Raw genomic sequence first — 22,110 nt, forward strand, 5'->3', positions numbered from 1 at the left:
CCTCCCATCCGTCCTGCTCTACCGGAAGGCCCAACACGGCCGACGTGCGATTTCATCCCGCCGCAACAAATACGGGCCCGTGGTCCTAGGACCGGTTCTGGGTAGGAGGCCCGTGGTGGAGTCGAGCGGAAGGGGAGGTCCGTGGGGAAGGTCGAGGACGGGAAGCCGTACCAGTGGGGGCGGCTGTACGCGGCGCTGCGGGCGGTGCGGGGGCTGGCGTCGGCCGGCCGGGTGGTCCCGGTGACGGACCGGGAGCTGACGGACACGGCGAGCAGGCCGAGGTCGGTCTTCGAGGGCTTCCTGAGGAGCGCGGGCCTCGACGTCCTCGCCGCCCGGCAGCGGGGCGGGCCCGTCGCCGAGGCGGCGGCGGTGGCGTTCGCCGACGTGGCGCGGCTGATACCCCCGCGGCGCATGGACACCGACCAGATCACCCCGCAGGCGCAGCACTTCCGCCAGGGGTACGAGGCCCAGCTCGCCGAGTACCGGAAGGCCTGGGAGGGGCTCGTCGACTGAGCGGGCGACCGGGGAACGCCCCGCCGACCGAGCGGGCGGCCCGGGAAGGCCCCCTCGACTGAGCGGGCGGCCCGGGAAGGGCCTGTCCGGCCCCGCCCGGGAAGGGCCTGTCCGGTCGGGGCGGCGGCCCCGGCCGGCCCACACGGCCGGGCGGGGCGCCGTGCCCGTCACAGGTGCGTCGGCTCGAACATCCTCAGGAGGGCCGGGAGGACCACCACCGACGGGCCCGGGGTGGCGAGGGCCTTCGCCAGGTCGGCCGTCAGGTTCTCCGGGGTCGTCAGGGCGGCCGGGACGCCGAAGGACTCGGACAGGGCGACGAAGTCCGGGCGGGTGAGCTCGGTGGCGGTGGCCTCGCCGAACGCGCCCGTCATGTACTCCCGCAGGATCCCGTAGCCACCGTCGTCGACGATCAGCCACGTCACGTCGAGGCCGTACTGCTTCGCCGTCGCCAGCTCCGCGATCGAGTACATCGCGCCGCCGTCCCCGGACACGGCGAGGACCGGCTGCGACCGGTCGGCGGCGGCCGCGCCGAGGGCGGCGGGGAAGCCGTAGCCGAGGCCGCCGGCGCCCTGGGCCGAGTGCATCGTGTTCGGGTGCCGCGCGTCGAAGGCCGACCACGCCCAGTACGCCAGGATCGTCATGTCCCAGAAGCTCGGCGCCCGGTCCGGGAGCGCCTCCCGCACCGCCGCGACGATCCGCTGCTCCAGGCCGAGGTCCTGCGCGGCGATCCGGTCCCGGACCTTGGTGAGGACGGCGGAGACCCGCTCCGGGGCCGTCGGGTCCGTGCGCTCCTCGACCGTCTCCAGGAGCGCCTGGAGCGCGAGGCGGGCGTCCGCGTGGATGCCGAGCGCCGGGTGGTTGGACTCCAGCTTGCCCGCGTCGGCCTCGATCTGGATCACCCGGCCGCGCGGGGCGAACGTGTGGTAGTTCGAGGACAGCTCGCCGAGGCCCGAGCCGATGACGAGGAGGACGTCGGCGTCCTCCAGGAAGTCCGTGGTGTGCCGGTCCTCCAGCCACGACTGGAGCGACAGCGGGTGCTCCCAGGGGAAGGCGCCCTTGCCGCCGAAGGTGGTGACGACGGGGATGTCCAGGCGCTCCGCGAGCGCGAGGAGCTTGCCGGAGGCGTCGGAGCGGACGACACCGCCGCCGGCGATGATCGCGGGCCGCTCGGCGTTCGCCAGGAGGTGCGCGGCGACCGCCGTCAGCTCGGGGCGCGGGACGACCTCCTCGGGCGTCGCGTCCATGGCGGTGACCACGGGCAGGGTGGTCTCGGCGAGGAGCACGTCCTGCGGGATCTCCACCCAGACCGGCCCGTGCGGGGCGGTGAGCGCCGACTCCCAGGCCGCGGCGATCGCGGAGGGGATCTGGGACTGCGTACGGACCGTGTGGACGGACTTCACGACGTCGCGGAACGAGGCCTGCTGGTCGCGGAGCTCGTGGAGGTAGCCGTGGCGTCCGCCGCCGAGCCCGGCGACCGGAATCTGGCTGCCGATCGCGAGGACGGGGGCGGAGGCGGCGGCCGCCTCCTGGAGCGCGGCGAGCGACATGAGCGCGCCGGGGCCGGTGGAGAGCAGCAGCGGGGCGGCCTCGCCGGTGATCCGGCCGTACGCGTCGGCGGCGAAGCCCGCGTTGTTCTCGACGCGCAGGCCGACGTACGTCAGCGCCGAGCGGCGCAGGGCGTCGAACATGCCGAGGGCGTGCTGGCCGGGGAGGCCGAAGACGGTGGTGGCGCCGAGGCCGGTGAGGGTCTCGACGACGAGGTCGCCGCCGTTGCGCCCCGGGGGCGGGTTGAGGGCCGCGTCGGTCTGGGCGACCGTGGGCCGCAGCACGAGGTCGTGGTCGTGGGTCATGGTCGTCCCTTGGCGTGGCTCGGTGGTCGGGTGCGGGCCGGTGTCGGGTGGCGGGCGGGCGTGCCCGCCACCCGACAGGGTCCTACTTCGCGTCGCGCGCCGCGGCGATCTGGCGGGACATGATCGTCGTCAGCTCGTACGCCGTGTGCGAGGCGGCGACCGCGGTGATCTCGGCGTGGTCGTAGGCCGGGGCGACCTCGACGACGTCGGCGGAGACCAGGTTGCAGGAGGAGAGGCCGCGGAGGATCTCCAGGAGCTCGCGGGAGGTCATGCCGCCGGCCTCGGGGGTGCCGGTGCCGGGGGCGTGGGCCGGGTCGAGGCAGTCGATGTCGATGGAGATGTACAGCGGGCGGTCGCCGATGCGCTGGCGCAGCTGGTCGGCGATCTCGTCGGCGCCGCGGCGGTAGACGTCGGCGGAGGTGACGATGCCGAAGCCGAGCTTCTCGTCGTCGGTGAGGTCCTGCTTGCCGTAGAGCGGGCCGCGGGTGCCGACGTGGGAGAGGGCGGAGGTGTCGAGGATGCCTTCCTCGACGGCGCGGCGGAACGGCGTGCCGTGGGTGTACTCGGCGCCGAAGTAGGTGTCCCAGGTGTCGAGGTGCGCGTCGAAGTGGAGCAGGGCGACGGGGCCGTGCTTCTTGGCGACGGAGCGCAGCAGCGGCAGGGCGATGGTGTGGTCGCCGCCGAGGGTCATCATGCGGGCGCCGGTGCCGAGGAGGTCGTCGGCGGCGGCCTCGATGGTCTCGACGGCCTCGTTGATGTTGAACGGGTTGGCGGCGATGTCACCGGCGTCCGCGACCTGCGCGAGGGCGAACGGGGAGGCGTCCTGCGCGGGGTTGTACGGGCGGAGCAGGCGGGAGGCCTCGCGGATGGCGTTGCCGCCGAAGCGGGCGCCGGGGCGGTAGGAGACGCCGGTGTCGAAGGGGACGCCGACCACGGCGACGTCGGCGGTGCCGACCTCGTCGAGGCGCGGCAGACGGGCGAACGTCGCGGGACCGGCGTACCGCGGGATGCGGGACGAGTCGATCGGGCCGCGGAAGGCGTTCTGGTCGCTGCTGCTCATGGTCGGGTCCTCCTGATGGTCGGGGTGTCGTCCGGACGGGTCTCGTCCGGTGGTGCGGGGGTCAGCCGGTCAGGGTCGCCGGGGTGGCCCCGGTGCCCTCGGGTGCGGTGCCTTCGGCCGGGGCCAGGTGGGTGTCCTGGCCCGCGAGCCGGGCGCGCCAGTTCGCGAGCACGGCGGCGTCCGTCGGACGGGTCGCCAGGGAAACGATCACATATGCGGCGAGCGAGGCCAACAAACCATAGTAAACAGGCTCATTTGCCAAGATTCCGTAAGTCCACATCAGGCCAATGACGGTCAGGCCGCCGACGGCGACCGCGGCGAGCGCGCCCTGGACGGTGCCGCGGCGCCAGAGCAGGCCGCCGAGGATGGGCACGAGGAGCCCGCCGACCAGCAGGTTGTAGGCGACGGTGAGCGCCTGGACGACGTCGTTGAGGGCGATGGCGATGAGGATGACGGCGACGCCCATGACGAGGATGAAGAGGCGGTTGCCCTTCACCTCGTCGTGGTCGTTCTCGTCCTTCCTCGCGACGGAGCCGCGCAGGCGTGACCAGATGTCGTTGTTGGCGACGGTGGCGCAGGCGATGAGGGCGCCGGAGGAGGTGGACATGACGGCGGCGAGCGCGGCGGCGAGGACGAGGCCCCGGACGCCCATCGGCAGCTCGTCCTTGACGATGGTCGCGAAGGCGTCGTCGGCGCTGGGCAGCGTCGGGTACATGACCTTGGCGGCGGTGCCGATGACGGCTCCGGCGAGCGCGTACGCCAGACAGTAGGTGCCGGCGACGGTGCCGCCCCACTTGGCGACCTTGTCGGTGCGGGCGGTGAAGACCCGCTGCCAGATGTCCTGGCCGATGAGCATGCCGAAGGTGTAGATCAGCACGTAGGTGAAGATCGTCTCGCCGCCGATGCCGAGCGGCTCGAAGTACGAGGTGGGCAGCGCGTCCCGCATCCCCTCGAAGCCGCCGGCCTTGATCACGGCGATCGGCAGCAGCAGGAGCAGCACGCCGATGGTCTTCACGACGAACTGCACCATGTCGGTGATGGTGATGGACCACATGCCGCCGAGCGTCGAGTAGGCGACGACGATGGTGCCGCCGAGGACGATCGCGAGGGTCCGGGGCAGGTCGAAGAGGACGTCGAAGATCGTTGCGTACGCGATGGTCGAGGTGACCGCGAGCATCAGCGTGTACGCCCACATCACGACGCCGGAGATGACGCCGGCCCTGCCGCCGTAGCGCAGGTCGAGCATCTCGGAGACGGTGTAGACCTTCAGCCGGGCGATGCGGGCGGAGAAGAAGACCGAGAGGGCGAGCAGGCCGAGGCCGATCGCGAAGACCATCCAGGCGCCGGAGAGGCCGTACTTGTAGCCCAGGCCGACGCCGCCGATGGTGGAGGCGCCGCCGAGGACGATGGCGGCCATCGTCCCGGAGTACATCCAGGGCCCGAGGCGGCGGCCGGCCACCAGGAACTCGCTCTTGGACCTGGCGCGGCGCATGCCCCACCAGCCCATCGCGAGCATGCCGGCCAGGTACAGGACGATCACTGTGTAGTCGACGGCCATGGGGCCCTCCTTCTCACCTCGGTGGCGTGTCGTGCGGGGGGAGTGCCCAGGTGCTGATCGCGGGGACATCCGCCCGTACCCGCGGCCCTGGGATGCCACGACAGTAGGTGGCCGGAAAGCGACGTTGAAGTGTACGTTTCCTCCACTGTCCGGGCGGGGGGATGTACGAAGGATCCATGGCCATGACTTCCGCAGAGCCCGCCCCCACCCCTCCCGCGCCGCCCGTCCCGCTGACCGCGCTGCTCGCCCGGCGGGACCTCGGGCTGCGGCTGCTCGCCGGGCCGGAGGACGTCCCGATCCACTGGGTGCACACCTCGGAGATGGCCGACCCGTACCCGTACCTCCTCGGCGGTGAGCTCCTCATGACGGCGGGGGTGCTGCTCGCCGACCCGGCGCACTACGTGGCGCGGGTGGTGGAGGCGGGGGCGGCGGCGCTCGCCTTCGGCGTGACCCCGGTGTACGACACGGTCCCGGCGGAACTCGTCGAGGCCTGCGCCCGGCACGGGCTGCCGCTGGTCGAGGTGCCGCCGAGGACCCCGTTCACGGCGGTGGCGCGGGCGCTGTGGCGGCTGATGGCGGAGGCCCGGCTGCACGAGCTGCGCCGGGTGACGGAGGCCCAGCAGTCCCTCGCGGCGGCCGCGGCCCGGCCGGCCCCGGTCCCGGCGGTGCTCGGCGCGCTCGCCTCACGGCTCGGGGGACGGGCGGTGCTGTTCGGCACGGACGGCACGGAGTCGGCGGCGGCGGGCCGGGAGGTCCCGGCGGAAGCGGCGCGGGCGCTGCGGGACCTCGCGGGGGTGCTCGGGCCGCGCCCGGGCGGGCCGGCCTCGGCGAGCGGGGACGGCGGGGGGCTGCGGCTCGCGGCGTACGCGCTCGGCGGCGGGGACGGCCTGACGCTCGGGGTGGCGGCGGAGCGGCGCGGCCCGGGCGACCACACGATCGCGGGCGTGGCGGTGGTCCTGCTCTCGCTGCTCACGGCCCCGCACCGGGGCGCGGACGTGACCGTACGGGACGGGGCCCTGGTCCGGCTGCTGCTCGGCGCGGCCCCGGCGGAGGTCGCGGGCGCGCTGGGCCCGGGCCCGTGGACGGTGGTCCACGGGCGGGGCGGCGACGGCACCCCGTTCGCGGCGGTGAGCCTGGCGGCGGCGCTGGGGACCCCGCTGGCGGCCCAGGAAGGGGGAACCGTACGGCTCCTCCTCCCCTCCTCCGCGTCCGTCACCGCGCAGGAGGGGTGGACGCTCGGGGCGAGCGCGCCCGTGCCGCCCGCGGAGCTCGCGGCCGGGGACGCGCAGGCGGCGCGGGCGCTGCGCAGGGCGGAGGGCAACCGGGCGGCCCTGGTCCGGCACCGGGCCGGCGGCTTCGCCGCGCTCGTGGACCCCGACGAGGCCGCCGCGTATGCCCGTGGGGCGCTGACCCCGCTCACCGAACCCCTCGCCGAGACGCTCCGGGTCTGGCTCTCGCTGCACGGCAGCTGGGACCGGACGGCGGTGGCCCTGGAGATCCACCGCAACACGGTCCGGCAGCGGATCACCCGCTGCGCGGCCGTGCTCGACCGGGACCTGGACGATCCGGACGTACGGATGGAGCTGTGGTTCGCGCTGCGCGCCCGGTGACCCGGGCGGTCCCCGTCACCAGAGCTTGTTCACGGCCGTCTTCGTCGTCGTCTTGAAGGCGGTCAGCGGGGCGTCCTTGAAGTCGCCCATCTGGCCCCAGCGGACGAAGGTGACGGTGCGGCCGTCGCGGCCGACGGAGAACAGGTGGATGTCGGTGTTGCCGATCTGCGGGTCGGCGGTGTCCAGGCTGTAGACCCAGGCGCCCTCCTCCACGGCGAGCTTGCCGTGGGAGGCGCTGACGGCGTGCAGGCCCGGGTTCTGGCGCTCCAGCAGGGGCCCGCAGCCGGCGAGGGCCTTGCGGAGGGTGTCGACCAGCTTCACCGCGTCGGCCTCGGTGCGGGCGACGGTGGTGATCTGGACGCCGTTGGTGTCGAGTTCGGTGCTGAACTCGCGGTAGCGGGTGTTCTGCGCCGGGATCTTGTACGGGACGCAGAGGGCGCCGCCGTTCTCCGGGACGCCGGTGAAGACCCGGGTGGCGGTCCACGGCGTCGACGACGGCGGCATCTGGGAGGCGGCGAGGAAGGCGGGCTGGGCGGCGGCCTGCGCCGGGGCGGCGGCGAGGGCGGCGAGGCCCAGCGCGGCGGCGGCGGTGGCGAGTGCGGTACGGAGCCTGTTCATGCTGGTGGATCCCCCGTCGGGTCGTTCGGTCAGTGCTCCACCAGCCTCGGGTCCCCGCCCGCCCAGGGCAACGGCGACGCGCCCTCCACCCGTCCCGGAACCATTCCACCCCCTCTGACGTGGGAGAACGCAACAGGGGTGGAACGAGCGTGGGGCGGTCCGATGGGCGAGGTCGAGGAGTTCGCGGCGCGGGTGCGCGCGCTGAAGACGCGTGACGGGCGGAGTTACGAGGCGCTGGGGCGGCGCCTCGGCGTCAGCGCCTCCACCCTGCACCGCTACGGCTCCGGCGCGGCCGTCCCGGAGTCCTTCGCGGTCGTCGGGCGCCTGGCCCGGCTGTGCGGGGCCGCCGAGGACGAGGTGCGGGAGCTGGAGGAGCACTGGCGGCGCGCGGACCTGGTCCGCAGACCGCCGGTGGAACCGGCCCCCGCGCCGGCCGCCCCCGCACCGGGTCCCTCGCCCGCGCCCGCGGCCGTACACGACCGCGCCCCCGCGACCGCCCCGGCTCCGCCGTCCGGCCCGGCTCCCGCGCGGCCCCGGCCGAAGGCATGGTTCGTCGCCGGCACCGTGGCCGGCGTCGTCGGGCTCGCGCTCGTGCTCGGGACCGCCCTGCCGCCCGGGCCCGGCCGGGAGCCGCGGGGACCCGCGACCGCCGGGGCGCGGACGGCACCCCCGTCGACGCCGGACGCGGAGACGGCACCGCCCCCGTTCACGTACACCGTCGCCTCCCTCTGGGAGAACGGCTGCGGGCACACCTATCTCGTCGACCGGCCCCCGACGCGGGTCGGCGAACCCCCTCTGCCCGTCGACGCCGCCCGGTGGGCCGGGGCGCTCGGCGCCGTGGACGGCGGGCAGACGGTCGTACGGCTCTCGGTGCAGGGGAAGGGGACCTCCGCCGTCGTCCTCCAGGGGCTGCACGTGCGCGTGGTGGGACGGGCGGAGCCGCTGCCCTGGGGGGCGTACCGCATGGACGAGGGGTGCGGCGGGGCCGTCACCCCCCGGCAGTTCGCCGTGGACCTCGACGCGCCGCGCCCGCTCGCCCGGCCGGTCGACGGGTACGACGCCTCCGGGGAGGAGGGGCGGACGATCCCGGCCGTCTCGTTCCCCTACTCCGTCACCGCGGCCGAGCCCGAGGAGCTGCTGGTCTCCGCCCGCACGGCCGGCTGCGACTGCCGCTGGTACCTGGAGCTGGAGTGGAGCTCGCAGGGCCGCAGAGGTGTGGTGAGGATCGGGGGCCCGGGCGGGGAAGCCTTCCGTACGAGCGGGCGGGCGAAGGGGAGCCCGGTGCACACGTACGACGCGGCGAAGGGGCTCTGGATCACAGGCCCGGAGTCTGGACAGGGCGGGTGACCGCTGGGTAACTTCGGACAAGACACCCTGAGCAAGCGCTTAGACAACCGGCAGCGACAAGGAGGCGGCTCGTGCGCCGTACCGTATTCGACGAGGACCACGAGGCGTTCCGGGAGACCATCCGGGCCTTCATCGAGGCCGAGGTCGTCCCCGTCTACGACGAGTGGTTCGCCGCGGGCCAGGCGCCCCGCGAGTTCTACGACAAGCTCGGCGAGCTGGGCATCTTCGGCATCAACGTCCCCGAGGAGTTCGGCGGCGCGGGCCTGGACACCCACAAGTTCGAGGCCGTCCTGTACGAGGAGACCTCGCGCGCCGGCGTCCAGTTCGGCGGCTCCGGCGTCCACGTGCTGCTCGCCCTGCCGTACATCAAGATGCTCTCCACCGACGAGCAGAAGAAGCGCTACCTGCCGAAGTTCGTCACCGGCGAGGAGATGTGGGCGCTCGCCATGACCGAGCCGGGCACCGGCTCCGACGTCGCGGGCATGAAGACCACCGCCAAGCTCTCCGAGGACGGCACCCACTACGTCCTCAACGGCTCCAAGACCTTCATCACCGGTGGCGTCCACGCCGACCGCGTGATCGTCTGCGCCCGCACCTCCGCCCCGTCGGCCGAGGACCGCCGCTTCGGCATCTCCCTCTTCGCCGTCGACACCAAGTCCGAGGGCTACTCCATCGGCCGCAAGCTGGACAAGCTCGGCCTGCGCACCTCCGACACGGCCGAGCTGGCCTTCGTCGACGTCAAGGTGCCCGTCGAGGACCTGCTCGGCGAGGAGGGCAAGGGCTTCTACTACCTCGGCCACAACCTGGCCTCCGAGCGCTGGGGCATCGCCTTCGGCGCCTACGCCCAGGCCAAGGCCGCCGTCCGCTTCGCCCAGCAGTACGTCACGGACCGCACGGTCTTCGGCAAGCCGGTCGCCTCCTTCCAGAACACCAAGTTCGAGCTGGCCGCCTGCCAGGCCGAGGTCGACGCCGCCGAGGCCGTCGCCGACCGCGCCCTGGAGGCCCTGGACGCGGGCGAGCTCTCCCCGGCCGAGGCCGCGAGCGCCAAGCTGTTCTGCACCGAGGTCGCGCACCGCGTCATCGACCGCTGCCTCCAGCTGCACGGCGGCTACGGCTACATGAACGAGTACCCGATCGCCCGCCTGTACGCCGACAACCGCGTCAACCGCATCTACGGCGGCACCAGCGAGATCATGAAGTCGATCATCGCCAAGTCGATGGGCCTGTAAGTGCCCGACGCACACACGGCCCTGGATGACCTGCTCGATCTCCTCGACCTGGAGCGGATCGAGCAGGACATCTTCCGGGGCGAGTCCCGCCCCTCGATCGTCCCCCGCGTCTTCGGCGGCCAGGTGGCCGCCCAGGCGCTGGTGGCGGCGGGGCGGACCGTGCCGGGCGACCGTCTCGCGCACTCCCTGCACGCGTACTTCCTGCGCGCCGGCGACCCGGGCGCGCCGATCGTGTACACGGTCGACCGCATCCGCGACGGCCGCTCCTTCACCACCCGCCGGGTCGTCGCCGTCCAGCACGGGCAGCCGATCTTCCACCTCTCCGCCTCCTTCCAGGTGTACGAGGAGGGGCTCGACCACCAGGTCGACATGCCGGCCGCCCCGGACCCGGAGTCGCTCGCCCCACCGGCCGAGATGCTCCCCCGCCACCTCCCCCGCGAGGTCGCGGACCGGCTCGTCGAGGCCCGCGCCGCGGTCGACCTCCGCTACGCCGACGTCCCGCCCTGGGGCTCGGTCGGACAGCCCCGCGAGCCCCGCTCCCAGGTCTGGTTCCGCACCAACGGCAAGCTCGCGGACGACCCGCTCCTCCACATCGCCCTGGCGACGTACGTCTCCGACATGACGCTCCTCGACTCGATCCTCCTGGCCCACGGCCGGGGCGGCTGGGCCGTGGGCGATGTCGTCGGGGCGTCCCTGGACCACGCCATGTGGTTCCACCGCCCCTTCCGGGCCGACGAGTGGCTCCTGTACGACCAGGAGTCCCCGACCGCGTCCGGCGGGCGTGGCCTCGGCCAGGCCCGGATCTTCACGCAGGACGGACGGCTCGCGATCTCCGTCATCCAGGAGGGTGTCGTTCGCGTCCCGCGCGGATAATCGGACATAACGTCCGACGCATGGAGCAGAACGGCGAAAGCACCTCCACGGTGATCGTGGCGGCGGCGGCGAACCTCGGGATCGCCGTCGCCAAGGCCGTCGCGGGCGTCATCAGCGGCTCCAGCGCGATGCTCTCGGAGGCCGCCCACTCGGTCGCCGACACCGTCACCGAGGTCATGCTGCTCACCGCGCTCAAGCGGAGCGAGAAGCCGGCCGACGAGGACCACCCCGTCGGCTACGCGGGCGAGCGCTACGTCTGGGCACTGCTGGCCGCGGTCGCCACGTTCGTCGGCGGCGCGGTCTTCTCCGTCTACGACGGCATCCACACCCTCACCCACGGCGAGGAACCCGGCGACCCGACGATCTCGTACATCGTCCTCGGCGTCGCCTTCGTCCTGGAGGGCTACTCGCTGCGCACGGGCATCCGGCAGGTCAGGGCCGAGGCCGAGCGGATGAGGACCCCCTTCGCCCGCTACCTGCGGCTCACCGCCGACACCACCGTCAAGGCGGTCGTCATGGAGGACTCGGCCGCCATCGCCGGCCTCCTCCTCGCGGCGGGCGGCCTGCTCGGCGTCCAGATCACCGGCTCCGACGTCTGGGACGGCGTCGCCTCGATCCTGATCGGCCTCCTGCTCGTGTACGTGGCCTGGGTCCTGGGCCGCTCCAACGCCGAACTCCTCATCGGCCGCCCGGCGCCGCGCCGCATGCGGGACGGCATCCGCGAGGAGCTCCTCTCGGTCCCGCACATCATCGGCGTCCTCGACCTGATCACGCTGATCCAGGGCCCCGGGGAGGTCCTGGTCGCGGCGAAGGTCGACTTCCGGGACGTGTCGTCGGCGGAGCAGGTGGAATGGGCGTGCGAGGACGCGGAGTCCCAACTCCGCGAACGCTACCCGTCGATCCGCCGCGTCTACCTGGACCCGACACCGGGGGTGACCCAGCGCCAGGCCGGGCCACCGAGGCCGTCCTGATCAGGCCGGCAGGCCCGCCGCGTTCAGCGTGTACGCCGTCATCGGCTCGTAGAAGCGCGGGTCCAGGACGTGGTCGTCCAGGGGGATCGTGACCTGCATCGTGCCCTCCGCCTCGCCGATGAACAGCGCGGGGTCGTTGCAGTCGGCGTAGCCCACGGAGTCGACGCCCCGCTGGCCCGCGCGTCCGGCCCAGCCGTGGTCCGCGATCACCAGGTCCGGCCGGCCGTCCTCACCGAGCGCGTCGAGGATCGCGTTCATCGGCTCCGGGGAGTGGGTGTGCCACAGGCTCGCGCCGCGCTCGAAGACGGCGACGTCGGCGAACTGCACGACGTACCCCTCGTCGGCGACGAGACCTCCGGGGATCTTCACGATGTCGCAGCCCTGGGCGCGCAGCGCGGCGGCGATCCGGCTGTGGACGTCGATGAGCGCGCCGGGGTGCCCGGTCGCGAAGAGGACCCGCTCCTTGCCGGCGGCGGCCTTGCGCAGGCGGGCGGCCATCCGGTCGAGGCCGTCGACGGTCAGCTCGGGGTCGATGGTGTCCTGGCCGGCCCGGTGCGCCGGGTCGTCGATCACGCCGCACCGCTCGGCCATGACGGCGAGCACGTCCTGCTCGTCGGTCCAGCGGTCGCCGAGCTCGAGGCCGAGCCAGTAGTGCCGGTCGCCGTTGGCGAGCTTGCGGTAGTGGGAGAGGTTGTTGTCGCGCGGGGTGGCGACGTCTCCCGCGATCCGGGTGCGGACGAGGTGCTCGACGAGGGCGGGGCGGCTGAGTATCGGCATGGGGCTCATTCTGTCCGAGCCGTGGAGTCGGAGGACAACTGATTCCGAGCTCTGGACTATGCCCCCAGCGACCCGAACGCCCCGTGCGCCAGCTTCCGCAGCAGGTCCTCCATGGGGCGGCGGCCGAGCGCGGCCAGGTGCGGGGTCGAGTTGAGGAGGCCGAAGACGGCGTGGACGGCCGTGCGGGACTCCGACTCCCCCGCGTCCGGGTAGAGCTCGCGCACGACGGCGACCCACAGTTCGACGTACTGCCGCTGGAGCTGCCGGACCCGCTTGCGGTCCTCGTCCTTGAGCCGGTCGAGCTCGCGGTCGTGGAGAGTGATCAGCGGGCGGTCGTCGAGGGCGAAGTCGATGTGCCCGTCGATGAGGGCGCCGAGGAGGACGACCGGGTCCCCGTCGGCCTCGGCCACGCGCAGGCGCCCGCCGGACAGCAGCCGCTCGCTGATGCCGACCAGGAGCTCGGCGAGCATCGCGTCCTTGCCCGGGAAGTGGCGGTAGAGACCGGGGCCGCTGATGCCGACGGCCGCCCCTATCTCGTCCACGCCGACGCCGTGGAAGCCGCGCTCGGCGAAGAGGCGGGCGGCCTCCTTGAGGATCTGCTCGCGTCGTGTCGGCGCGTCGATCCGTGTCGAGGTCGTCGGCGTCGTGGGGGTCGTGGTCATGGATTCGATTCTAAGACTCGACCCATCTGCCGCCCGGAGGGCGAGCTGCGGGCTGCGGCCGGCGCAGTGACCGGGCTTTCCGACGTGGCCGCAAGAGCGCGGCTCATCCGGGGTCGCTCGGTTCCGCGGTCCGGCGGTTCGGGGAGCAGAGGTCTCACGGCGGTGCCGTGGGACTGCCACGTGACCCGGCCGCCGGGGCGGCTTCGGGCTCGGTGCGGTTGACTCCCGCAGCGCTTCTTCCAGCGCTTGCGCACAGGTGGTTCGGGCGTGCCTGGAAGCGGTGGTATCCAGGTAGGCGGTCTTCGGATCGTCCGCGTCGGCGAAACGGACGAAGGCGGCCAGGGCGGCGGAGACGAGGTCGCGCTTGCCGGTCAGGCCGCACGCCGGGCACTCGTGCTCACGATCGCGTAGGGCCTTGCGTACACGCCCGCCGCACAGACAGTGCTGGGACAGGGCCGTTGACCAGGCAGAGGCTCGCAGAAGCCTGCCCCCGACGGCTTCGCACTCGGCCTTGAGGGCCGAGATGAGCATGCCGGGTGTGGTCTGGGACAGGCGCTTCCCCCACAGCCGGTACCAGGTGCGGATGTCGCAGTCCTCCACGACCAGCACCGGGCCGTGCGCGGCGACGATCTCGCGCGCCACACGGCGTGCACGGTGGCGGCGGTGTTCGGCGATGCCGGCAGCGTGTTCGACCTGGCGGGAGCGCTGGGTCCGGTGCTTGGCGGAGAGCCGGTCGCGGCGGAACGACTGCTTCGGCACCCCGTCCGGGCGAGCAACACGGGCGCCACCGGGAACGGTCACCTTCTTGGACCTGAGCCCCTTGTCCGCCCGGCGGGCGGCTCGCTCGGACTGACTCTTCGAGAGCGCGTACTGTGCGGCGTTCGTTGCCCTGCGGGAGCGCTCCAGAGCACGCGCGCGGCCCCGCCACTTCTTCGCCTCCGTTTCCAGCCTGGAGCGTTCGGCGTCGGTCAGCGTGATCTCGGTGGAGACCGGCGTGCCGGTGGTGAGATCGGCGGGGAAGGAGACGACGGAAAGGTTGGAGACGTTGCCGTCCACACCGCCGATCCGGTTCAGGGCGGCTGCTTGGTCGCGCATGACCCGTACGGCAGGTGCGGTGTATCCGGAACCGAGGACCATCAGATAGGCCTCGTACACCCAGCCACCCGGAGCGGACACCTTGCGGCGCCGCACCAGGTCCACCTTGTGCCAACGGCAGGGGTCGCCGAGGAAATGCCGTACGCGTTCCCACTGGCCCGCGCCTTGGGGGATACGGACGGGGAGGACGAGCTCACCGCGCTTGCTGTCCGGGCCTCCGGGGAACATCACGGCGAGCGGGCCGGTGTGGTCCCACCATGTCGCCTTGCGCATGCCGACCGCGCCCGAGGGCGCCACCGTCCCCGTCGGTACCCGCCCCTCGGGCACGACGGGCTTCGGCATCCGTCTGGGCTGTGTCAACGGGTACCGACCGCCGGCGGTGTAGGTCATGGCGTGGCCGTGAAGGGTGCCGACGAGACGGAAGGTCTCCCACTTGTTCGCGATGGTGTGGGAGCGGGCACGGCCGGGGATACGAGTGACGTCATACCGGCGGCCGGTCTTCGGTCGCCCGGAGCACGTGCCGGTCACATCGGGGAACAGGTGTCGCCGCACTCCGTTCCACACCTCGTCGGCCATGTGCATGGCCAGGGCCTTCGAAGCGTGGTGCTTGAGGTGTCCCGAGGCCTCAAGATGCCGGTAGGCGCAGCGCTCCAGCCCTTCGCGGGACAGGCCCAGGCGCTGCCGTACGGCCTTCGCGCCCTGCTCGCTCCGCTCGTGACGCGCGGCCCAGTAGGCATCCACCCCGGCGCGGGCGTCCCGCTGGACGGCCCGCTTGATGCTCCCCATCGCGCCGAACAGCTTGCCCAGCCGGGCCAGGTCGCCCTGGTCGGTGACGGCCAGCGGCAGGACCATCACGGACACCGCCCCGCCGTCGGGCTTGGTCCACTTCGGGGCTTTGTTCCTCCCCCGGAACGCGCCCGCCCGACGTGCCCGCACAACCCTCCCCCTCCGCATCACCCCGGCTTCAGATCAACCTAGACAGCACCTCGCCCGCACAGCCGAATTACGTACACATTCACCAATACTCGTGACAATCTCGTACGTATGTACATATTGGCCACGCATGGACGACCGCGAACCAGAGCACCCTTCACACCGTCGGACATCGCGACCGAGACGCGTCACACGCACACCGGAGCGATCCCACGTTCGGGCGACACAGCCACAGCTCACACAGCCGCGCCCATGCCGCCTCAGGCGTGACTTCGACGATGGACAACCCGGTTAGCGGTCGTTAACCTGGGCGACATACGTTAACGCTCATTAACCGAGCAAGGGAGCTCGAGGGATGCAGCAGGCACCTGTGCTGACGAGCGCGGCGGATCCCGCGTCCGCGGCCTGGCAGGCCAACGAGGCGGCCCATCACGAGCTGGCGGCGACCCTGCGCGCCAAGCTCGCGGCGGCCGCCCTGGGCGGCGGTGAGAAGTCCAGGGCCCGGCACACCGCGCGCGGCAAGCTGCTGCCGCGGGACCGGGTGGACACGCTCCTCGACCCGGGCTCGCCGTTCCTGGAGCTGGCCCCGCTCGCGGCGAACGGCATGTACGGCGACCAGGCCCCGGCGGCCGGCGTCATCGCGGGCATCGGCCGGGTCAGCGGGCGCGAGTGCGTGATCGTCGCCAACGACGCGACGGTCAAGGGCGGCACGTACTACCCGATGACCGTGAAGAAGCACCTGCGCGCCCAGGAGGTGGCACTGGAGAATCGTCTCCCCTGCCTCTACCTGGTCGACTCGGGCGGCGCCTTCCTGCCGATGCAGGACGAGGTCTTCCCGGACCGGGAGCACTTCGGCCGGATCTTCTACAACCAGGCCCGGATGTCCGGCGCCGGGATCCCGCAGATCGCCGCGGTCATGGGCTCCTGCACGGCCGGCGGGGCGTACGTCCCCGCGATGAGCGACGAGGCCGTGATCGTACGGAACCAGGGCACGATCTTCCTCGGCGGTCCGCCGCTGGTGAAGGCGGCGACCGGCGAGGTCGTGACGGCCGAGGAGCTCGGCGGCGGCGAGGTCCACTCCCGGATCTCCGGCGTCACCGACCATCTCGCCGAGGACGACGCGCACGCCCTGCGGATCGTGCGGAACATCGTGGCGACCCTCCCCGAGCGCGGCCCGGTGCCCTGGTCGGTCGAGCCGGCCGAGGAGCCGAAGGTCGACCCGTACGGCCTGTACGGCGCGGTGCCGGTGGACTCCCGCACCCCGTACGACGTGCGCGAGGTGATCGCCCGGGTGGTGGACGGGTCCCGCTTCCAGGAGTTCAAGTCGGAGTACGGGCAGACACTCGTCACCGGCTTCGCCCGGATCCACGGCCACCCGGTGGGCATCGTCGCCAACAACGGCATCCTGTTCGCCGAGTCCGCGCAGAAGGGCGCGCACTTCATCGAGCTGTGCGACCAGCGCGGGATCCCGCTCGTCTTCCTGCAGAACATCACCGGCTTCATGGTCGGCAAGGCGTACGAGCACGGCGGCATCGCCAAGCACGGCGCCAAGATGGTGACGGCCGTGGCCACCACCCGCGTGCCCAAGCTGACCGTGGTCGTCGGCGGTTCGTACGGCGCGGGCAACTACTCGATGTGCGGCCGGGCGTACTCCCCCCGCTTCCTGTGGATGTGGCCCAACGCCAAGATCTCGGTCATGGGCGGCGAGCAGGCCGCGTCCGTCCTCGCCACCGTCAAGCGCGACCAGCTCGGCGACGAGTGGAGCGCGGCGGACGAGGAGGCCTTCAAGGCCCCGATCCGCGAGCAGTACGAGACGCAGGGCAGCGCCTACTACGCGACCGCCCGGCTGTGGGACGACGGGGTCATCGACCCGACGGAGACCCGGCAGGTCCTCGGCCTCGCCCTGACCGCCTGTGCCAACGCGCCCCTGGGTGACCCCCAGTTCGGCGTCTTCCGGATGTGAGGGGCCCCCAGGAGATGCAGAGCATGTTCGACACAGTGCTCGTCGCCAACCGCGGCGAGATCGCCGTCCGCGTCATCCGCACCCTGCGGGAGATGGGCGTGCGCTCGGTGGCCGTCTACAGCGACGCGGACGCCGACGCGCGGCACGTGCGGGAGGCGGACACCGCGGTCCGGATCGGTCCGCCGCCGGCCGCCGAGTCGTACCTGTCCGTGCCGGCGCTGCTCGACGCGGCCCGGCGGACCGGGGCGCAGGCCGTCCACCCCGGCTACGGGTTCCTGGCGGAGAACGCGGGCTTCGCGCGCGCCTGCGCCGAGGCGGGGCTCGTCTTCATCGGGCCCTCCGCCGAGGCGATCGCCCTCATGGGCGACAAGATCCGGGCGAAGGACACCGTGCGGGCCGCGGGCGTGCCGGTGGTCCCCGGCGCGGCCGACCCCGAACTGGAGGCGGCGGCCCGCGAGCTGGGCGCGCCCGTCCTGCTGAAGCCCAGCGCGGGCGGCGGCGGCAAGGGCATGCGTCTGGTGCGGGACCTGGCGGTCCTGGACGAGGAGATCGCGGCGGCCCGCCGGGAGGCGCGGGCGTCCTTCGGCGACGACACGCTGCTCGTGGAGCGGTGGATCGACCGGCCCCGGCACATCGAGATCCAGGTCCTCGCGGACGCCCACGGGAACGTGGTGCACCTGGGCGAGCGCGAGTGCTCGCTCCAGCGGCGCCACCAGAAGATCATCGAGGAGGCGCCCAGCGTCCTCCTCGACGAGGAGACCCGCGCGGCGATGGGCGCGGCGGCCGTGGAGGCCGCCCGGTCCTGCGGCTATGTCGGCGCGGGCACGGTCGAGTTCATCGTCCCGGGCGGCGACCCGTCCGCGTACTACTTCATGGAGATGAACACCCGTCTCCAGGTCGAGCACCCGGTGACCGAACTGATCACGGGCCTCGACCTGGTGGAGTGGCAGCTGCGCGTCGCCGCCGGTGAGCCGCTCGGCTTCCGCCAGGAGGACGTCCGGCTCGACGGCTGGGCGATCGAGGCGCGCATCTGCGCCGAGGACCCCTCGCGCGGCTTCCTGCCCTCGGGCGGCACGGTCCTCGCGCTGAGCGAGCCGCACGGCGACGGCGTACGGACGGACTCCGGCCTGCTCGAAGGCAGCGAGGTCTCCTCCCTCTACGACCCGATGCTGTCGAAGGTCATCGTCCACGCGGCCGACCGGCCGACGGCCCTGCGGAAGCTGCGCGCGGCCCTCTCCGACCTGGTCACCCTGGGCGTCCCCACGAACGCCGGCTTCCTCCGCCGCCTCCTCGCCCACCCGGACGTCGTGTCCGGCGCCCTGGACACGGGTCTGGTGGAGCGGGACGCGGAGAGCTTGGTCCCACAGGGCGTACCGGACGAGGTGTACGCGGCGGCCGCGGCCGTACGGGGCGCGGAGCTGGCCCCTGTGCCCCGGGACGGCTGGACGGACCCGTTCTCGGTGCCGAGCGGCTGGCGCCTCGGCGGCACTCCGCGACCGCTCGCCTTCCCGTTCCGGGTCGCGGGGTCCGAGCCCGTCACGGTCCCCGCTCCCGCGCGCTCCCGGGTCACGGACACCACGGTGACGGTCACCGTGGACGGCGTCACCCACACGTTCCACCGCACGGGGGGCTGGCTCGGGCGGGACGGGGACTCCTGGCACGTCCTGGACCACGACCCCGTCGAGGCCGCCCTGTCCGGCGCCCGGCACGGCGGGGCCGACACGCTCGCCGCGCCCATGCCCGGGACGGTGACGGTCGTGAAGGTGGCCGTCGGGGACGAGGTGGAGGCCGGGCAGAGCCTGCTCGTGGTCGAGGCGATGAAGATGGAGCACGTCATCTCCGCCCCGCACGCCGGCACCGTCACCGAACTGGACGTCACCCCCGGCACCACCGTCGCCATGGACCAGATCCTGGCCGTGGTGACGCCCCGCGACGAGGAGGACGCATGACCGCCGGCCTGCCCATGACCGTCGCCGACCCCGCGCTGCCGGCCCGGGTCCGGATCCACGAGGTCGGCGCCCGGGACGGGTTGCAGAACGAGAAGACGGCCGTCCCGACCGACGTGAAGGCCGAGTTCGTGCGGCGGCTCGCCGCCGCGGGACTGACGACGATCGAGGCGACGAGCTTCGTGCACCCGAAGTGGGTGCCACAGCTCGCCGACGCGGAGGAGCTGTTCCCGCGCGTCCGCGACCTCCCCGTCCGGCTGCCGGTGCTGGTGCCGAACGAGCGGGGTCTCGACCGTGCCCTCGCCCTCGGGGCCCGCGAGGTCGCCGTGTTCGCCTCGGCGACCGAGTCCTTCGCGAAGGCCAATCTGAACCGGACCGTCGACGAGGCGCTCGCGATGTTCGCGCCGACCGTCACCCGGGCCATAGAGGCCGGGCTGAAGGTCCGCGGCTACCTCTCGATGTGCTTCGGCGACCCCTGGGAGGGCGCCGTTCCGGTCGAGCAGGTCGTCCGGGTCACGAGGGCGCTCGCCGACATGGGCTGCGACGAGCTGAGCCTCGGGGACACCATCGGGGTCGCGACCCCGGGCCACGTCCAGGCGCTCCTGACCGCCCTGGCCGACGCCGGCGTCCCCACCTCCCGTCTCGCCGTGCACTTCCACGACACCTACGGCCAGGCCCTGTCCAACACCCTGGCGGCGCTGCGCCACGGGGTGACCACCGTCGACGCCTCCGCCGGCGGCCTCGGCGGCTGCCCGTACGCGAAGAGCGCGACGGGCAATCTCGCCACCGAGGACCTCGTGTGGATGCTCGACGGCCTCGGCATCGAGACCGGGGTCGATCTGGCCGCCCTCACCGCCACGAGCGTGTGGATGGCCGAACAGCTGGGCCGGCCCAGCCCCTCCCGTACCGTCCGCGCCCTCTCCCACAAGGAGTGACGAAAGACATGTCCCTCGACCACCGGCTCTCCGCAGAGCACGAGGAACTCCGCCGCACCGTCGAGGCGTTCGCGCACGACGTGGTCGCGCCGAAGATCGGCGACTTCTACGAGCGGCACGAGTTCCCGTACGAGATCGTCCGCGAGATGGGCCGCATGGGCCTGTTCGGGCTGCCGTTCCCCGAGGAGTACGGCGGCATGGGCGGCGACTACCTGGCGCTCGGGATCGCCCTGGAGGAGCTGGCCCGGGTCGACTCCTCCGTGGCCATCACCCTGGAGGCGGGCGTCTCGCTGGGCGCGATGCCGGTCTTCCGTTTCGGTACGGAGGAGCAGAAGCGGGAGTGGCTGCCGCGGCTGTGCGCCGGCGAGATGCTCGGTGCCTTCGGTCTGACCGAGCCGGGGGCGGGCAGTGACGCCGGCGGCACCCGCACGACCGCCGTCCGCGACGGCGACCAGTGGGTCATCAACGGTTCGAAGTGCTTCATCACCAACTCCGGTACGGACATCACGGGTCTGGTGACGGTCACGGCGGTCACCGGCCGCAAGCCCGACGGGCGTCCGCTGATCTCCTCGATCATCGTGCCGTCGGGCACACAGGGCTTCACGGTCGCGGCGCCGTACTCGAAGGTCGGCTGGAACGCCTCGGACACCCGTGAGCTCTCCTTCGACGACGTCCGCGTCCCGGTGGAGAACCTGCTCGGCGAGGAGGGCCGCGGGTACGCGCAGTTCCTGCGGATCCTGGACGAGGGCCGGGTCGCGATCGCGGCGCTCGCGACGGGCCTCGCGCAGGGCTGTGTGGACGAGTCGGTGAAGTACGCGAAGGAACGTCACGCCTTCGGCTCGCCGATCAGCACCTACCAGGCCGTCCAGTTCAAGATCGCCGACATGGAGATGAAGGCGCACATGGCGCGGATCGGCTGGCGGGATGCGGCCTCGCGCCTCGTCCTGGGCGAGCCGTTCAAGAAGGAGGCGGCGATCGCGAAGCTGTACTCCTCGACGGTGGCGGTGGACAACGCCCGCGAGGCGACGCAGATCCACGGCGGCTACGGCTTCATGAACGAGTACCCGGTGGCCCGGATGTGGCGCGACTCGAAGATCCTGGAGATCGGCGAGGGCACCAGCGAGGTACAGCGGATGCTGATCGCCCGGGAGTTGGGACTCCCGGCCTGACCCGGACCGTGTGACGGAGCGAGCCCGTCGTCCCCTCGGGGCGGCGGGCTTCCCCGTACCCCTGTGAGGTTTGATGAGGTTAGGCTAACCTACGTTCTCATGACCCACGCCGAGACCGCCCCCTTCCAGTTCTTCTCCCTCCAGGTCGACCGGACCCGGCGGCTCGGCCCGTCCCTGGTCCGGATCACCTTCACCGGGGACGACCTGAAGAACTTCGCCGCCGGGGGCCGTGACCAGTCGCTCTCCCTCTTCCTGCCGCACCCCGGCCAGGAGGCGCCGGTCCTGCCGCCGCTGGACGACCCGGACATGTACGCCGTCCTGGGCGCCTGGCGCGCGATGCCCGCCGACGAGCGGGCCGTGATGCGCTCGTACACCGTCCGCGAGCAGCGCACGGAGTCGGAGCACACCGAGAACGCCGTGGACATCGACTTCGCCCTCCACGAGGACGGCGGCCCCGCCTGCCGCTGGGCGAGCCGCGCCGAGCCCGGCGACCGGGTGGTCGTCCTGGGCCCGGCGGTCGCCGCGAACACGGGCGTCCGCTTCCAACTGCCCGCGGACGCCGACTCCGTACTGATCTGGGCCGACGAGACGGCCCTGCCCGCCGCCTCCGCGATCCTGGAGTGGCTGCCGGCCGAGACCCGCGCCCGGGTGTTCCTGGAGGTGCCCTACTCCGACGACCGGACGGAGCTCACGACCGAGGCGGACGCCACGGTCACCTGGCTCGTGCGGGAGGAGGGGGCGCCGTCCGCCGTGGAGGCGGTGTCCGGCGCCGAACTGCCCGGCGAGGCCCCGTACGTCTGGATCGCGGGCGAGTCGGGCTCCGTGAAGGCGCTGCGCCGCCACTTCGTGCGGGAGCGGGGGCTCGACCGCCGCCGGGTCACGTTCGTCGGCTACTGGCGCAAGGGCCTCTCCGAGGACGCGCTGCGCGAGGTCCCGGACGAGACGCAGGAAGCGGAGTAGCCCACCCGGTACCCCACAGGACCAACGGCCCCCCGACCCTC

General features: G+C 72.8%; 17 protein-coding genes and 1 pseudogene. 11 read left to right on the top strand and 7 right to left on the bottom strand.

The window, feature by feature from the left end; all coding sequences use genetic code 11:
• The first annotated feature begins 141 nt into the window (after positions 1–141).
• Positions 142–513, top strand: a complete 372-nt coding sequence (locus ACN9MM_RS14335; protein WP_426363984.1) for a hypothetical protein — start codon at positions 142–144, stop codon at positions 511–513.
• 167 nt (positions 514–680) lie between these two features.
• Here ACN9MM_RS14335 and ACN9MM_RS14340 read toward each other — a convergent pair whose 3' ends face one another.
• The 3 genes from ACN9MM_RS14340 to ACN9MM_RS14350 form a co-directional block, all read right to left on the bottom strand.
• Complete coding sequence (locus tag ACN9MM_RS14340) at positions 681–2,363, bottom strand: thiamine pyrophosphate-binding protein (RefSeq protein WP_426363985.1); 1,683 nt, start codon at positions 2,361–2,363, stop codon at positions 681–683.
• Positions 2,364–2,445: 82 nt separating this feature from the next.
• Positions 2,446–3,423, bottom strand: a complete 978-nt coding sequence (gene speB / locus ACN9MM_RS14345) for an agmatinase (RefSeq protein ID WP_116160868.1) — start codon at positions 3,421–3,423, stop codon at positions 2,446–2,448.
• A gap of 61 nt (positions 3,424–3,484) precedes the next feature.
• Positions 3,485–4,981: a sodium:solute symporter gene (locus tag ACN9MM_RS14350; protein ID WP_426363986.1), complete on the bottom strand. Its 1,497-nt coding sequence runs from the start codon at positions 4,979–4,981 to the stop codon at positions 3,485–3,487.
• A gap of 161 nt (positions 4,982–5,142) precedes the next feature.
• Between ACN9MM_RS14350 and ACN9MM_RS14355 the strand changes: the two genes are divergently transcribed.
• Complete coding sequence (locus ACN9MM_RS14355) at positions 5,143–6,591, top strand: PucR family transcriptional regulator (protein ID WP_426363987.1); 1,449 nt, start codon at positions 5,143–5,145, stop codon at positions 6,589–6,591.
• Positions 6,592–6,606: 15 nt separating this feature from the next.
• On the opposite strand, the gene ACN9MM_RS14360 is transcribed toward ACN9MM_RS14355, so the two are convergent.
• Complete coding sequence (locus ACN9MM_RS14360; RefSeq protein ID WP_426363988.1) at positions 6,607–7,209, bottom strand: hypothetical protein; 603 nt, start codon at positions 7,207–7,209, stop codon at positions 6,607–6,609.
• 138 nt (positions 7,210–7,347) lie between these two features.
• On the opposite strand from ACN9MM_RS14360, the gene ACN9MM_RS14365 reads away from it, so the two are divergent.
• The 4 genes from ACN9MM_RS14365 (at position 7,348) to ACN9MM_RS14380 (ending at position 11,629) form a co-directional block, all read left to right on the top strand.
• Positions 7,348–8,556, top strand: coding sequence for a helix-turn-helix domain-containing protein (locus ACN9MM_RS14365; protein ID WP_426363989.1), 1,209 nt, complete (start codon positions 7,348–7,350; stop codon positions 8,554–8,556).
• A gap of 71 nt (positions 8,557–8,627) precedes the next feature.
• Complete coding sequence (locus ACN9MM_RS14370) at positions 8,628–9,785, top strand: acyl-CoA dehydrogenase family protein (protein ID WP_382855599.1); 1,158 nt, start codon at positions 8,628–8,630, stop codon at positions 9,783–9,785.
• Positions 9,786–10,658, top strand: coding sequence for an acyl-CoA thioesterase (locus tag ACN9MM_RS14375; RefSeq protein WP_426363990.1), 873 nt, complete (start codon positions 9,786–9,788; stop codon positions 10,656–10,658). It begins immediately after the preceding gene.
• A gap of 20 nt (positions 10,659–10,678) precedes the next feature.
• On the top strand, positions 10,679–11,629 hold the full coding sequence (locus ACN9MM_RS14380) for a cation diffusion facilitator family transporter (RefSeq protein WP_426363991.1): 951 nt from the start codon (positions 10,679–10,681) through the stop codon (positions 11,627–11,629).
• On the opposite strand, the gene ACN9MM_RS14385 is transcribed toward ACN9MM_RS14380, so the two are convergent.
• The 3 genes and pseudogenes from ACN9MM_RS14385 to ACN9MM_RS14395 form a co-directional block, all read right to left on the bottom strand.
• The gene (locus ACN9MM_RS14385) at positions 11,630–12,406 is read right to left on the bottom strand and encodes a phosphatase (RefSeq protein ID WP_352017463.1); all 777 of its coding nucleotides are present in this window, start codon (positions 12,404–12,406) and stop codon (positions 11,630–11,632) included. It lies immediately after the preceding gene.
• A 56-nt stretch (positions 12,407–12,462) separates the two neighbouring features.
• Positions 12,463–13,068 (bottom strand): TetR/AcrR family transcriptional regulator, encoded by a 606-nt coding sequence (locus tag ACN9MM_RS14390; RefSeq protein ID WP_426368741.1) that lies wholly within the window; start codon positions 13,066–13,068, stop codon positions 12,463–12,465.
• A gap of 405 nt (positions 13,069–13,473) precedes the next feature.
• Positions 13,474–15,117 (bottom strand): annotated as a pseudogene (locus tag ACN9MM_RS14395) (transposase); the annotation flags it as partial.
• Positions 15,118–15,451: 334 nt separating this feature from the next.
• Between ACN9MM_RS14395 and ACN9MM_RS14400 the strand changes: the two are divergent.
• The 5 genes from ACN9MM_RS14400 (at position 15,452) to ACN9MM_RS14420 (ending at position 22,069) form a co-directional block, all read left to right on the top strand.
• Positions 15,452–17,059: a carboxyl transferase domain-containing protein gene (locus ACN9MM_RS14400; RefSeq protein ID WP_426363992.1), complete on the top strand. Its 1,608-nt coding sequence runs from the start codon at positions 15,452–15,454 to the stop codon at positions 17,057–17,059.
• Positions 17,060–17,073: 14 nt separating this feature from the next.
• Positions 17,074–19,008, top strand: coding sequence for an acetyl/propionyl/methylcrotonyl-CoA carboxylase subunit alpha (locus tag ACN9MM_RS14405; protein WP_426363993.1), 1,935 nt, complete (start codon positions 17,074–17,076; stop codon positions 19,006–19,008).
• The gene (locus ACN9MM_RS14410; RefSeq protein WP_426363994.1) at positions 19,005–19,940 is read left to right on the top strand and encodes a hydroxymethylglutaryl-CoA lyase; all 936 of its coding nucleotides are present in this window, start codon (positions 19,005–19,007) and stop codon (positions 19,938–19,940) included. The genes ACN9MM_RS14405 and ACN9MM_RS14410 overlap by 4 nt, the downstream gene beginning before the upstream one ends.
• 8 nt (positions 19,941–19,948) lie before the next feature.
• Positions 19,949–21,109, top strand: a complete 1,161-nt coding sequence (locus ACN9MM_RS14415) for an acyl-CoA dehydrogenase family protein (protein ID WP_426363995.1) — start codon at positions 19,949–19,951, stop codon at positions 21,107–21,109.
• A 99-nt stretch (positions 21,110–21,208) separates the two neighbouring features.
• The gene (locus tag ACN9MM_RS14420; RefSeq protein ID WP_426363996.1) at positions 21,209–22,069 is read left to right on the top strand and encodes a siderophore-interacting protein; all 861 of its coding nucleotides are present in this window, start codon (positions 21,209–21,211) and stop codon (positions 22,067–22,069) included.
• The last annotated feature ends 41 nt before the right edge of the window (positions 22,070–22,110 follow it).

The sequence above is a fragment of the Streptomyces sp. E-08 genome (genome assembly GCF_049913095.1).
GTDB lineage: Bacteria > Actinomycetota > Actinomycetes > Streptomycetales > Streptomycetaceae > Streptomyces.

Bases quoted from the DNA above. Each gene is read 5' to 3' on its own strand.
- ACN9MM_RS14340 (WP_426363985.1), bottom strand. From the start codon at position 2,363: ATGACCCACGACCACGACCTCGTGCTGCGGCCCACGGTCGCCCAGACC.
- speB (WP_116160868.1), bottom strand. From the start codon at position 3,423: ATGAGCAGCAGCGACCAGAACGCCTTCCGCGGCCCGATCGACTCGTCC.
- ACN9MM_RS14350 (WP_426363986.1), bottom strand. From the start codon at position 4,981: ATGGCCGTCGACTACACAGTGATCGTCCTGTACCTGGCCGGCATGCTC.
- ACN9MM_RS14355 (WP_426363987.1), top strand. From the start codon at position 5,143: ATGTACGAAGGATCCATGGCCATGACTTCCGCAGAGCCCGCCCCCACC.
- ACN9MM_RS14360 (WP_426363988.1), bottom strand. From the start codon at position 7,209: ATGAACAGGCTCCGTACCGCACTCGCCACCGCCGCCGCCGCGCTGGGC.
- ACN9MM_RS14380 (WP_426363991.1), top strand. From the start codon at position 10,679: ATGGAGCAGAACGGCGAAAGCACCTCCACGGTGATCGTGGCGGCGGCG.
- ACN9MM_RS14385 (WP_352017463.1), bottom strand. From the start codon at position 12,406: ATGCCGATACTCAGCCGCCCCGCCCTCGTCGAGCACCTCGTCCGCACC.
- ACN9MM_RS14390 (WP_426368741.1), bottom strand. From the start codon at position 13,068: ATGACCACGACCCCCACGACGCCGACGACCTCGACACGGATCGACGCG.
- ACN9MM_RS14400 (WP_426363992.1), top strand. From the start codon at position 15,452: ATGCAGCAGGCACCTGTGCTGACGAGCGCGGCGGATCCCGCGTCCGCG.
- ACN9MM_RS14405 (WP_426363993.1), top strand. From the start codon at position 17,074: ATGCAGAGCATGTTCGACACAGTGCTCGTCGCCAACCGCGGCGAGATC.
- ACN9MM_RS14410 (WP_426363994.1), top strand. From the start codon at position 19,005: ATGACCGCCGGCCTGCCCATGACCGTCGCCGACCCCGCGCTGCCGGCC.
- ACN9MM_RS14415 (WP_426363995.1), top strand. From the start codon at position 19,949: ATGTCCCTCGACCACCGGCTCTCCGCAGAGCACGAGGAACTCCGCCGC.
- ACN9MM_RS14420 (WP_426363996.1), top strand. From the start codon at position 21,209: ATGACCCACGCCGAGACCGCCCCCTTCCAGTTCTTCTCCCTCCAGGTC.